Source organism: Labrys sp. HAY1-8F, assembly GCF_056754975.1.
In genome coordinates, this window is sequence record NZ_JBPGWZ010000002.1 from 3,442,802 (window position 1) to 3,454,383 (window position 11,582).

Annotated in this window: 9 protein-coding genes; 8 read left to right on the plus strand and 1 reads right to left on the minus strand. The window is 65.1% G+C overall.

Translation table 11 applies throughout. The features are described from left to right. The first annotated feature begins 127 nt into the window (after nucleotides 1-127). The 4 genes from ACR9ZN_RS24965 to ACR9ZN_RS24980 all read left to right on the plus strand — a co-directional run bounded on the left by ACR9ZN_RS24965 (nucleotide 128) and on the right by ACR9ZN_RS24980 (nucleotide 5,729). Nucleotides 128-1,111, plus strand: coding sequence for a LacI family DNA-binding transcriptional regulator (locus tag ACR9ZN_RS24965; RefSeq protein WP_481273461.1), 984 nt, complete (start codon nucleotides 128-130; stop codon nucleotides 1,109-1,111). A 294-nt stretch (nucleotides 1,112-1,405) separates the two neighbouring features. After that, nucleotides 1,406-3,022 (plus strand): FGGY-family carbohydrate kinase, encoded by a 1,617-nt coding sequence (locus tag ACR9ZN_RS24970; protein WP_434959111.1) that lies wholly within the window; start codon nucleotides 1,406-1,408, stop codon nucleotides 3,020-3,022. A gap of 178 nt (nucleotides 3,023-3,200) precedes the next feature. Beyond that, nucleotides 3,201-4,268, plus strand: coding sequence for a substrate-binding domain-containing protein (locus tag ACR9ZN_RS24975; protein WP_441774201.1), 1,068 nt, complete (start codon nucleotides 3,201-3,203; stop codon nucleotides 4,266-4,268). Nucleotides 4,269-4,358: 90 nt separating this feature from the next. Then, nucleotides 4,359-5,729 carry an FGGY-family carbohydrate kinase gene (locus ACR9ZN_RS24980; RefSeq protein ID WP_481273462.1) on the plus strand — a complete coding sequence of 457 codons (1,371 nt, stop codon included), beginning with the start codon at nucleotides 4,359-4,361 and terminating at the stop codon, nucleotides 5,727-5,729. Nucleotides 5,730-5,754: 25 nt separating this feature from the next. Here ACR9ZN_RS24980 and ACR9ZN_RS24985 read toward each other — a convergent pair whose 3' ends face one another. Continuing rightward, nucleotides 5,755-6,330, minus strand: coding sequence for a tyrosine phosphatase family protein (locus tag ACR9ZN_RS24985; RefSeq protein ID WP_454811844.1), 576 nt, complete (start codon nucleotides 6,328-6,330; stop codon nucleotides 5,755-5,757). A 304-nt stretch (nucleotides 6,331-6,634) separates the two neighbouring features. On the opposite strand from ACR9ZN_RS24985, the gene rhaS reads away from it, so the two are divergent. The 4 genes from rhaS to ACR9ZN_RS25005 all read left to right on the plus strand — a co-directional run bounded on the left by rhaS (nucleotide 6,635) and on the right by ACR9ZN_RS25005 (nucleotide 11,403). Beyond that, entirely contained in the window at nucleotides 6,635-7,627 is a 993-nt protein-coding gene (rhaS, locus tag ACR9ZN_RS24990; RefSeq protein WP_394311249.1) for a rhamnose ABC transporter substrate-binding protein, read from the plus strand. 256 nt (nucleotides 7,628-7,883) lie between these two features. Beyond that, complete coding sequence (locus ACR9ZN_RS24995) at nucleotides 7,884-9,380, plus strand: sugar ABC transporter ATP-binding protein (RefSeq protein WP_454811846.1); 1,497 nt, start codon at nucleotides 7,884-7,886, stop codon at nucleotides 9,378-9,380. Further along, entirely contained in the window at nucleotides 9,377-10,402 is a 1,026-nt protein-coding gene (locus tag ACR9ZN_RS25000; protein ID WP_481273463.1) for an ABC transporter permease, read from the plus strand. Before ACR9ZN_RS24995 ends, ACR9ZN_RS25000 begins: the two co-directional genes overlap by 4 nt. Then, a complete protein-coding gene (locus ACR9ZN_RS25005) occupies nucleotides 10,402-11,403 on the plus strand; it encodes an ABC transporter permease (protein ID WP_434959117.1) in 1,002 nt (333 codons plus the stop codon). Before ACR9ZN_RS25000 ends, ACR9ZN_RS25005 begins: the two co-directional genes overlap by 1 nt. The last annotated feature ends 179 nt before the right edge of the window (nucleotides 11,404-11,582 follow it).

The following is an 11,582-nucleotide window of genomic DNA, read 5'->3' on the forward strand; positions in this document are numbered from 1 at the left end:
GTTGTGAGAGGAAAAATAATACGAGGCGGGGTCGGTCTCTTGCGCCGTGATGCGCCGAAGCGAATAATTTGAAAAAAGGCGCATGGCAGACCCCAAACCACACCCCAAAACAGAACGCAGGCTCCGCATGGATGATGTGGCGGAACGCGCTGGCGTTTCGCAGATGACCGTGTCGCGCGCTATACGCACGCCTGAGCTTGTCGCGGCGACAACACGTGCCCGTATCGAAGCGGCGATGGCCGAACTGGACTATGTGCCAGATCTCCTGGCCGGCAGTCTTGCCGCACGGCGTAGTGGGTTGATCGCCGCGGTGGTCTCGACGTTCGAGAACGCGATTTTCTCACAGACCATTGCGGGCCTCACGCGCTGCGTCGAAGCAGCAGGCTTTTCCATTCTGCTCGGCTCGTCGGATTATTCGGCGGCCGACGAGGAGCGTTTGCTGCGCGCGATCCTCGGCCGTCGTCCCGATGGAGTCGTGTTGACCGGTACACTGCATACCCCCCGCGCCCGCCGCTTGCTGAGCACAGCCGGCGTGCCCGTCGTGGAGACTTGGGAACTGCCGGCCGAGCCGGTCGACATGGCGGTCGGCTTCGACAATCCGGCTGCTGGTCGCGCGATGACGATGGCGCTGCATGGCTATGGCTATCGGCGCATCGGTTTCATCGGTCCTGGTGACGAGAATGATCAGCGCGGCCTGCAGCGGCGCGAGGGCTATCGCAGCGCATTGGCGGCTCTGGGCATAGCGCCACGCGAAATTGCCGTTGCCGCTGTGGTCACCGGCATGGAAAGCGGTCCGGTGCTCCTCGATGAGTTGCTTGCCCGTTTTCCCGATACCGATGCCGTGTTTTGCTCGCTCGATGCCATTGCTGCTGGTGTGCTGCTGGCCGCGCAGCGGCGTGGCATCGAGACACCGCGAGCGCTCGCCGTCGCCGGCTTTGGCGATTTCGCGATCGCTCAGCCAAGTGGCCTTGATCTCACCACGATACGCATCGCCGGGCGTGACATTGGGACGCGCGCTGGCGAATTGGTACTAGCGCGCATACGCAAAGAGACGGTTCCCGTGCGGATCGTCGATATCGGTTTTGAAGTGGTGCGCCGCAGTTCGGCGTAGCGGCAGTTGCAAAACGCCGGCGGTGCGGCGGGGACGCTCTTCGTTAGTCAAAAAAGGCAGTCGCCTATGGCGAGCCGTTCCGGGCCTATGCCCTTGCCTGTTCGATCCCAATGCTTGCCGTTTGCACGGTGTCGCGCGCGCAATCCGCTTGTGTTCCGACCGAAAAGCAATGGCGCTGGGTGAAATTCGTATCAGCCGTGCCCGCCAATCGAGGTTGCCAAGCCGGGGCACCCCTTTAAGCTGAATGCTCAGAGCAGCCAAAAGGCTGCAGGACATCCGGGAGCGAGCCGCGACATGGGCGATCAATATTTCATCGGGGTCGATGTGGGCACGGGTTCGGCGCGGGCAGGCGTGTTCGACGCCAAGGGCAAGCTGCTCGGTTCGGCCAAACAGGCGATCACCATCTGGCACGAGGCTGGCGATATCGTCGAACAGTCCTCCGAGAACATCTGGCAATCGGTCTGTGTGGCGGTGAAGGGCGCGCTGGCCGAGGCCGCGGTCGAGCCAGGCGCCATCGCCGGCATCGGCTTCGACGCGACCTGTTCGCTGGTGGTGGTGGGCAAGCAAAGCGAGCCGCTTTCCGTCGGCCCCTCCGACGATCCCAATCGCAACGTCATCGTCTGGATGGACCATCGGTCGCTCGACCAGACCCGGCGCATCAACGAGACCGGCGAAGAGGTGCTGCGCTATGTCGGTGGCGTGATCTCGCCCGAAATGGAGACGCCCAAGCTGCTCTGGCTGAGGGAACACAAGCCGGAGGTCTTCGCGGCGGCCGGTTATTTCTTCGATCTGCCCGATTATTTGAGCTGGCGCGCCACCGGATCGCTGTCGCGCTCGGTCTGCACCGTCACCTGCAAATGGACCTATCTGGCGCATGAGAAGCGCTGGGATGCCGGTTATTTCCACAAGATCGGCCTGGGTGCACTCGCCGACGAAGGTTTTGCCCGCATCGGCGACACCATCGTGGATGTCGGTACACCGCTCGGTTCCGGCCTGACCGAGGCAGCCGCCGCCGATCTCGGCCTGACGGCGGGCATTCCCGTCGGCGCTTCCCTGATCGATGCCCATGCCGGCGGCATCGGCACCGTCGGCGCGGCCGGCAAGGACGGCGAGGGCGCCGATGTGACGGGGCGCCTCGCCTATGTGTTCGGCACCTCGGCCTGCACTATGGCAAGTACGCGCGAGGCCGCCTTCGTGCCGGGCGTCTGGGGGCCCTATTTCTCGGCGATGGTGCCGGGCCTCTGGCTGAACGAGGGCGGGCAGTCGGCCGCCGGTGCGGCACTCGACCATCTCCTCACCTTGCATCCGGCCTATGCCCAGGCCGTGGAGCGGGCCGACACCGCCGGGCGTCCGCTGCTGGCCTGGCTGGAGGCGCAGGCCAATCTCGCCGGCGACGCGACTTTGGCACGCAGCATCCACGTCGTGCCCGAGTTCCTCGGCAATCGTGCTCCCCACGCCGATCCGGATGCCCGCGCGGTGATCGCGGGGCTGGATCTCGAAGATGATCTCGACAGCCTGGTCAGGCTTTATGTCGCGGGGCTCTGCGGCCTGGCCTATGGCGCGCGGCAGATCGTCGAGGCGATGGCGGCCAAGGGCATCGTGCTCCAGCAGATCATCATCTCGGGCGGCGCGGCCCAGAGCCCGTTGGTCCGCCAGATCATCGCCGATGCCACCGGCATCGAGGTTGCGGTGGCCGAGACGCCCGAACCCGTCCTGCTCGGCGCGGCGATGCTCGGCGCCGTCGCCGGCAAGGCCTATCCCGCGCTGGCCGAGGCGATGAGCGGCATGTCCGCTTTGGGAGCCACCTATGCGCCCGGCCAAAGCGAGATCCGTGCGTTCCACGAGAAGAAGTTCAAGGTCTATGAGGTGCTGCAGGCGGCCGGGCGCCAGGCCCGCGAACTGATGGCGTGAGGAGACGATCCCGGAATCGCCTCAGACCGAGCCCGCGGTAACGCCGTGATTGCAAAGATCATGGCATGTGATGAGATAAGCGCGGCCGTGATTCGGTCGCTCTCGTTGCCGGCCCGGCCGTTCGATCGGGCCTGTGGCGTATTTTGCCGTTTTCGCAGCATTCCCGGACGGAGTTCCCATGACCGACACCTTCAGCCGCCGCCAGATCGTCACGCTGCTGGGGGGCCTGGGGTTGGCCGGCATGTCATCGACCGCTTTTTCGGCGCCCAATCCCAAGCCAAAGCCCAAGCCGGATCCGACGCCGGTGTTGCCGGCGGCCGAGGGGAGGCTGCGGATCGGAGTGATCGTGCCCGTCAAGGATGATCCCTTCTACAAGGCCTGCGCCGATGGGGCCCAGGAGGCCGCGACGCAGATCGGCAATCTCGACATGGCCGTCGCCGCGCCGGAAAAGCGCCAGGTGCGCGAGCAGGCCCTGTTCATCAACGGCTTCGTGAAGCAGAAGGTGGATGCCATCCTGATCAGCCCTGTTGATGCCGGCCTGCTGGCGCCGCTGTGCAAGCGCGCCATGATCCGCGGCATCAAGGTGGTCTCCTTCGAGCAAGCCCTGCCGGCGAATTCGCGCATGGCCCATGTCGATCCCGTCAGCAATCGCGGCAAGGCGGAAAGCTTCTTGGCGATGCTGGCCGATGACGCCAAGGATGGTGGCGACATCGCCATCCTGGCCGGCGGGCGCAATGGCGCGGACGGGCAGGGGCTGGTTTCTGAGACCATGCAGCAATGGCTCAAGCCGGCCTATGGCAAGCTCAAACTCGCCGACACGCTCTATGGCAATGATGACGAAAAGGCCGGCTATGCCGCCGCGGACTTCGTGCTGAGGCAGCGTCCCAATCTCAAGGGCCTGCTGGTCTTCAGCCCGGCAGCCTTGGTGGGCGCGGCGCAATGCGTCACCGACAGGGGCCTTGCCGGCAAGGTCTTCGTCACCGGCTTCGGCCGCCCGGCCACGCTGAAGGCCGCGATGTCGGCAAAGGCCGTGGAATGCTTCGCCACGGCCAATCCGGTGGATATCGGTTATGCCGCCATGCAGATTGCCGCGGCGCTGGCCAGGAACACCATGGCGCCAGGCACGGGCAGCATGCTTACCGCCGGCCGCCTCGGCCAGATCTCCCTCGGCGAGAACAGCGTCGCCACGCTGCGCCCCTTCGTGGTCGACGCCAAGAATTTCGACAAATACGCTGATCTGTATTGAGCGATCGACACCTGCTCCAACTCCTTGTTTCGACGCGTTTTGCGATGCCTGCCGATCCCGTCAAATCGCATAGAGCTTAGCGAGCCGACCATGTCCGTCACCGCCGTGCTCGATGTGGGCAAGACCAATGTGAAGCTGGTCCTGTTCGACGGCGCCACCAGCCTCTGGCAGGCCTCGATGCCGAACCGGCCATTGGCCGGCCCGCCTTATCCACATGCCGATGTCGAGACGATCTGGCGGTTCCTGATGGAAGGGCTGCGCAAGTCCGGTGCCGAACACGCCATCGCGGATATCGCCGTCACCACCCATGGCGCCGCCATGGCCCTGATCGGCGAAGGCGATCTGGCCCTGCCGGTGATGGATTACGAGTTCGAGGACGTCGGCGAGGTCGAGGCCGAGTATGCGTCGTTCCGGCCGCCTTTTGCCGAGACCCTGTCGCCGCGGATGTCGGCGGGGCTCAATTCGGGCAAGCAGATCTTCTACCAGCAATTGCGTCATCCCGAAGAATTCGCGCGCGTCAGGCACATCGTGCCCTATCCGCAATATTTCACCTGGCGCCTTACCGGGATCGCCCGCAACGAGGTCACCGGTATCGGCGGCCATTCCGACCTATGGGCCGTCCGTGAAAGGCGCCTGTCCTCGCTGGTTGTCAGCCGTGGCTGGGAGGCGCTGTTTCCGCCGCCGATCGCGGCCTATGCCGTGCTCGGCCCGCTGCGACCCGAGATTCAGGCCGAAACCGGCCTGCCCGACACGGTGCGGGTGCGTGCCGGCATCCATGATTCCAACGGCTCGATCCTGCCGCATCTGATCACCTTCGAGCCGCCCTTTACCTTGGTTTCCTCCGGTACCTGGGCGGTGATCATGGCGCTGGGAGCCGATCCCGGCCGGCTCGACGCGACCAGGGACATGCAGGCCTATGCCGATGTCGAGGCCCGGCCGGTGCCGGCGGCCAAATTCATGGGCGGGCGGGAATATGCCGTGATCCTCGATGGCGCGTCCGCGTCCTGCTCGCTTGCCGATGCCGCGGCCGTGATGGCGGCGGGCGTGTTGGCGCTACCGAGTTTCGTACCCAATGGCGGCCCTTTTCCGGGTCATCCCGGCGCGATCCGGGGCACGCTGCCGGCCGGCGAGGGCATGCGGGCGGCGCTCGCCAGCCTCTATTGCGTGCTCCTGACCGATTATCTGCTGGAGGCGCTCGGTGCTGACCGCGGGCCCTTGCTGATCGAGGGCAGCTTTGCCGCCAATCCCGTCTATTGCGGCCTGCTCGCGGCACTGCGCCCGGGGCAGGCGGTGCTGCCCAGCCTCGACAGTTCCGGCACCGCCTACGGTACCTCCCTTCTCGCCACCTGGCCCGACATGCCGGCGCGGGAGCCGGCAAAACCGGCAACGGCCTATGCCGACGCCGGGGCCTTGCTGCGCTACAGAGCCGAATGGCGGGCGGCGCTTCCGTCAGCGGCGTGATGCGAGCCGCAAGGCGCCGCCAGCCTCAGGCGGCCATCTCGACCTCGCGCCCACGCCCAAGCCTGACCATCCAATCGGCCATGTCGGGGCGGTGCTGTATCTGGAAGGCATAATGCCGGCGAAGAGCCTGCGTGAGGCGTCCGCCCCGGCCGAGAAGCTCGTCGGCAAAACCGATCAGCACGGAATTGGGCCAGGCTTGCGGGCGAATCGTGCGCAGGCGGGCGAAGATCTCATCCCCCGACAGGCTCGGATCGGAGCGGGCGATCAGCGAGGCCATGGCTGCGGTCGAGCGCGAAACGCCCATATGGCAATGCACCAGCAGGCGTTCGGGAATGAGGAGGGCGCCGGCCTCGTCGCGGGCAAAGCGCAGAATTTCGGCCATGTGCTCGCGTGCCGGCATGACCTTGCCGGCGAGTGGATCGATGATGTCGTCGAATTGCAGAATGGTGCGCTGATGTACGCCGTAGGTACCGAAGGCACTTAGCTCGGGCCAGTGCGGGTCCACGATCGAAAGCACATGGCTGATGCCGGAGCCGCTGAACTGATCGAGTTCGTCGATGCCGCAGACGGTCCAGGCCGCAAAGGAAGGAAGGGAAGTCATAGGTTCCACGAGCAATGTGACGGGAGAGGGAGGGCTTCGGCTGTCGTAGCGACTGGCATCACGGTCATCAAGACATTCGCGCGCAGGGCTCGAGCAGGGCGGTCACTGTCCTGCCAAAATTAATCAGACAAATTACAGCCGACTCTTGCATTCGCCGGCGAGGCGGGCATGAATGGCGCCTCTGCGCGGGAGAGTCGGTGGCCAAGTCCGGCCGTTAAGCCGCCCGCAGGCAGACAGACCGGCAAGAGCCGGCTGGCAATGTGGAGGGAACGACATGTTCGACGATCAATCTCGTCGCAGCGCCTTGAAGATCCTGGGTGGTTCGCTGCTGGCGAGCGCCCTGCCGCTCGGCGCGGTCACGCCGGCTTTCGCCGCCAACAAGCGCATCGCCCTGGTGGTCAAGAATCTCGGCAATTCCTATTTCGATGCCTGCCGCGACGGCGCCCAGCAGGCGGCCAAGGAACTCGGCGGCATCGAGATCATCTACACCGCCCCCACCAAGGCGACGGCTGAGGACCAGATCGCGGTGATCGATGCCCTGATCGCCCAGAAGGTCGACGGCATCATCGTCTCCGCCAATGACGCCAATGCGCTGGTACCGGTCGGCAAGAAGGCGGCGCAGCGCGGCATCAAGGTGATCTCCTTCGACAGCGCCATCGCCAAGGGCGGGCGCATCATGCACCTCAACGCTTCCTCCACCGATATGATCGGGGCCAAGCAGGTGCAGATGATTTCCAAGACCCTCAAGGGCGAGGGCGAGGTTGCCATCCTTTCCGCCGCTTCGACCATGACGAACCAGAACTCCTGGATCGCGGCGATGAAGAAGGAGTGGGAGAAGCCCGAATACGCCAAGCTCAAGCTGGTGGATACCGTCTATGGCGATGACCAGGACGACAAGTCCTATCGCGAGATGCAGGGCCTGGTGAAGACGCATCCCAATCTCAAGGGCGTGATCTCGCCCACCACCATCGGCATCCGCGCCGGCGCCAAGGCGATCATCGACGGCGGCCTTGCCGGCAAGGTCTTCATCACCGGCCTCGGCCTGCCTTCGGAAATGAAGGATGCCGTGCTCAAGGGTGCCTGCGACTCGTTCGCGATCTGGAATCCGGTCGATTACGGCTATTCGGCCACGCAGATCCTGGCCGGCATCATCGGCGGCGAGGACGCCAAGCCCGGCTCAACCGTGAAAATGGGCCGCATGGGCGAGACCAAGATCGGCGAGGACGGCGAGGCGGTGATGGGCGAACCCTTCACCTTCGACAAGGCGAATGTCGAGAAATTCGCCAAGATCTTCTGAGGAAGACAGCGGCGGCTCATTCCACCGTGCCCAGAGCGGTGCGACTGGCCCTCTCCAGCGGAGCCGGGGAGGGTGACCCGACGAAGTCGGGTCGGGTGGGGTGTGGCGGGCAGCGCGATGTTCTCTCGGAGACTTGCGTGACCGTGGTGCCATCTCGTTAAGCTCGGCGCGCTGCCCGCCACACTCCATCCGTCAGTGCTTCGCACTGACACCTTCCCCACTTCGTGGAGAAGGCTCGCTCCCGGCGCGGATCCCTATGACCTCCACCCCCCTGCTCTCCCTTTCCGGCATCTCCAAGCGTTTTCCCGGCGTGCGGGCGCTGCATGATGTGCGTCTCGCCCTTCATCCCGGTGAAGTCACGGCGCTGCTCGGGGAGAATGGGGCCGGCAAGTCCACCATCGTGAAGATCCTTACCGGCATCTACACGCCGGATGAGGGCGAGATCCGGGTCGGCGGGCAGGCCGTGCGCTTTTCGAGCCCGCGCGATGCCTGGGCGGCCGGCATCACCGCGATCCACCAGGAAACCATCATGTTCGACGAACTCTCGGTCGCCGAGAACGTCTTCATGGGGCATATGCCGAAGGGTGCCGGCGGGCTGGTGGACTGGGGAACTGTGCATGCGCGGACGCGCGAACTGCTCAAGCGTCTCGATGCCGATATCGATCCGGGCGAGCCGCTGAAAGCCCTGAGCGTGGCCCAGAAGCATCTGGTCGAGATCGCCCGCGCCTTGTCGCACGAGGCGCGCATCGTCATCATGGACGAGCCGACGGCGGCACTCTCGGCCCGCGAGATCGACGATCTCTTCCGCATCATCGACCAGCTCAAGGCCGAGGGACGGGCGGTCCTGTTCATCAGCCACAAATTCGAGGAAATTTTCCGTGTCGCCGATCGCTGGCTCTGCTTGCGGGACGGCGAATATGTCGGCGATGGCGCGATCAGCGAGGCTACCTCCGCCGAACTCGTCCGCCTGATGGTCGGACGCTCGATCGACCAGGTCTTTCCCAAGCGCGAGGTGCCGATCGGCGACGTCGCGCTCGAGGTCAGGGGCCTCGCCAATGAGAGCGAATTCGCCGACATCTCCTTCACCTTGCGCCAAGGCGAGATCCTCGGCCTCTACGGGCTGGTCGGCGCCGGCCGGTCCGAGGCCATGCAGGCGGTGTTCGGGCTCTCCCGGCCCGACAAGGGCGAGATCCTCGTGCGTGGCAAGGCCCGTGCCATCAAAAGCCCCGCCGATGCCATCGCCGCCGGCATCGCCTATGTGCCGGAGGACCGCCAGAGCCAGGGCGCCGTGCTGCCGTTCGGCGTGCGCGAGAACACCACATTGGCCAGCCTGATGCGTCACGCCCGCCTCGGCTTTCTCAGCCTGCGCTCGGAGATCGCCGATACCCGCCGCTTCGGCACCAGGCTCGCGGTGAAGGCCGCCTCTTGGGACCAGAAGCTGCAGGAGCTGTCCGGCGGCAACCAGCAGAAGGTGGTGATCGCCAAATGGCTTGCCACCAATCCCAAGGTCATCGTCCTGGACGAGCCGACCAAGGGCATCGACGTCGGCTCCAAGGCCGCTGTACACGACTTCATGGTGGACCTGGCGGCCGAAGGCCTCGCCGTGGTGCTGATCTCCTCCGAACTGCCGGAGGTGATGGGCATGTCCGATCGCATCCTGGTGATGCACGAGGGCCGCATCGTGAAGGAGTTCGCACGGGCCGAGATGGACGCCGCCGCCATCGTCACGGCCGCCACGGGAGGCCAGACATGACAGGAAGGCTTGGCATGAAGGCCCTGTGGCGCCGCTATGGCCGCGAGATCATCCTCGCCCTCATCGTTGCAGGCATGGTCCTTGCCATCGGCATAAGGGCGCCGGTCTTCCTCGGGGCCGACAGCCTGATGGGCGTGCTCAAGGATACCGCCATCCTCGCCATGCTGGCGCTCGCCCAGATGACGGTGATCCTCATTCGTGGCATCGACCTCTCGGTAGCGGCCAATCTGGCGCTCAGCGGCATGGTCGCCGCTCTCGCCTCGATCGCGGCGCCCGACCTGCCGATCGGCCTGATCATTCTGATCGCCATCGCCGTCGGCACATTTTTCGGCTTCGTCAACGGCGTGTTCATCGCCTTCGTCGGCATTCCCCCCATCGTTGTGACGCTGGGCACGCTCGCCATCTATCGCGGCCTCGTCTTCATCGTCTCGGGGGGCAAGTGGATCAGCTCCGACAAGATGACGCCGGCCTTCCTGAACTTTCCGCACGCCACCTTCCTCGGCCTTTCGAGCCTGGTCTGGTTCGCCATCGCGGTGGCGGTGGCGATGGCTCTCTTTCTCGGGCGCACCACCATCGGCCGAGGGCTCTATGCGGTGGGCGGCAATCCGGTGGCGGCGCGCTATTGCGGCATCGATCTTGCCCGCCAGCAATTGCTGGTCTTCACGCTTTCCGGCGCAATCTCAGGCTTGTGCGGCTATCTGTGGGTGGCGCGCTTCGGCATCGCCTATACGGAAATCGCGCTCGGCTATGAGCTCAGCGTGATCGCGGCCTGCGTGATCGGCGGCGTCTCGATCGGCGGCGGTATCGGCTCGGTCAGCGGCGCTTTGCTTGGGGCGCTGTTCCTGGGCGTGGTAGTCAACGCCCTGCCGGTGATCAACGTCTCGCCTTTCTGGCAGATGGCGATCTCGGGCGCGGTCATCCTGGCGGCCGTGGTGGTCAACGCCCGCGCCGAGCACAAGGGCGGCAAGCTGATCCTGCCCGAGGCGCGCCGCCGCGCCGCCGCCAGAGAAGGAGCCCGCTGATGACGGACACGGCCCGCTATCAGGTGCTCGACCGCGCGCCCCGGACGCTGGCGGACCGCCTGCTGCGCTGGGAGACCATCCTCTGCCTGCTGCTGGCGGCGGTGATCGTGGTCAACGCACTGGGTTCGCCCTATTTCCTCGATCTCTACAACCTCTCCGACATGACCCAGAATTTCTCGGAGAAGGCGATCATCGCGCTCGGCATGGCGCTGCTGATCCTCACCCGGGAGATCGACCTGTCCGTCGCCGCCATCGTGGCTCTGGCCTCGCTCGCTATCGGCTATGGCGCGCAGGCGGGCTATGGGCCTGCTATGCTGATCGCCATCGGCCTGGGTGTCGGCATCGTCTGCGGCGCCTTCAATGGCTGGCTGGTCACCGGCTTCGGCCTGCCGTCGATCGTGGTTACCATCGGCACCATGTCGCTCTATCGCGGCATTGCCCAGGTCGTGCTGGGCGACCAGGCGATTACCACCTATCCGGAGGAATACACCAACCTCGCCCAGCTCTACATCATCCAGGAGCCGCCGCTTTATCTAGCCTTCATCCTGTTCCTGGTCCTGGCCGTGCTTTTCACGGTCGCGCTGCATTTCACCGTGTGGGGGCGTATGCTCTATGCCATCGGCAACAACCCGGTGGCGGCACGTTTTTCGGGCATTCCGGTCAATCGCATCCGCTTCCTCATCTTCGTGCTGACGGGGCTTCTGTCCGGGCTCGCTTCGGCCCTGCTCACCGCCCGCATCGGCTCGACCCGGCCCAACATTGCGCTGGGCTGGGAGCTCGAAGTGGTGACCATGGTGGTGCTGGGCGGCATCTCGATCGCCGGCGGCTCGGGCACCATGCCGGGCGTGGTAATCGCGGTCTTCGTGCTCGGCCTCACCACCTTCGGCCTGACGTTGATCAACGTTCCCGGCATCGTCATCGCCGTTATCCTCGGCGTCTTGCTGGTGGCGGCGATCGCCTTGCCGATCATCGTGAGAAGGGTGCTGGGGTTGCGGGGATAGGGCGGGCGAGATCGTTTTCATGCCTCGCTGGGTGCGAAGCACTTTCGCATCGCTTGACAAGATCTCGCCATAATGGCGATTTTTCAGAACACTCTGTCTCTCCGTGATGTGATCACATCTCGTTTCTTGCTACCGTGCTGGGGTCCCGCGCAAGAAAAAGTCGCGCTGCCGCTTTTATG

What these genes read in the sequence shown, in the direction of transcription:
- ACR9ZN_RS24965 (WP_481273461.1), top strand. Translation starts at nt 128, where the DNA reads ATGGATGATGTGGCGGAACGCGCTGGCGTTTCGCAGATGACCGTGTCG.
- ACR9ZN_RS24970 (WP_434959111.1), top strand. Translation starts at nt 1,406, where the DNA reads ATGGGCGATCAATATTTCATCGGGGTCGATGTGGGCACGGGTTCGGCG.
- ACR9ZN_RS24975 (WP_441774201.1), top strand. Translation starts at nt 3,201, where the DNA reads ATGACCGACACCTTCAGCCGCCGCCAGATCGTCACGCTGCTGGGGGGC.
- ACR9ZN_RS24980 (WP_481273462.1), top strand. Translation starts at nt 4,359, where the DNA reads ATGTCCGTCACCGCCGTGCTCGATGTGGGCAAGACCAATGTGAAGCTG.
- ACR9ZN_RS24985 (WP_454811844.1), bottom strand. Translation starts at nt 6,330, where the DNA reads ATGACTTCCCTTCCTTCCTTTGCGGCCTGGACCGTCTGCGGCATCGAC.
- ACR9ZN_RS24995 (WP_454811846.1), top strand. Translation starts at nt 7,884, where the DNA reads ATGACCTCCACCCCCCTGCTCTCCCTTTCCGGCATCTCCAAGCGTTTT.
- ACR9ZN_RS25000 (WP_481273463.1), top strand. Translation starts at nt 9,377, where the DNA reads ATGACAGGAAGGCTTGGCATGAAGGCCCTGTGGCGCCGCTATGGCCGC.
- ACR9ZN_RS25005 (WP_434959117.1), top strand. Translation starts at nt 10,402, where the DNA reads ATGACGGACACGGCCCGCTATCAGGTGCTCGACCGCGCGCCCCGGACG.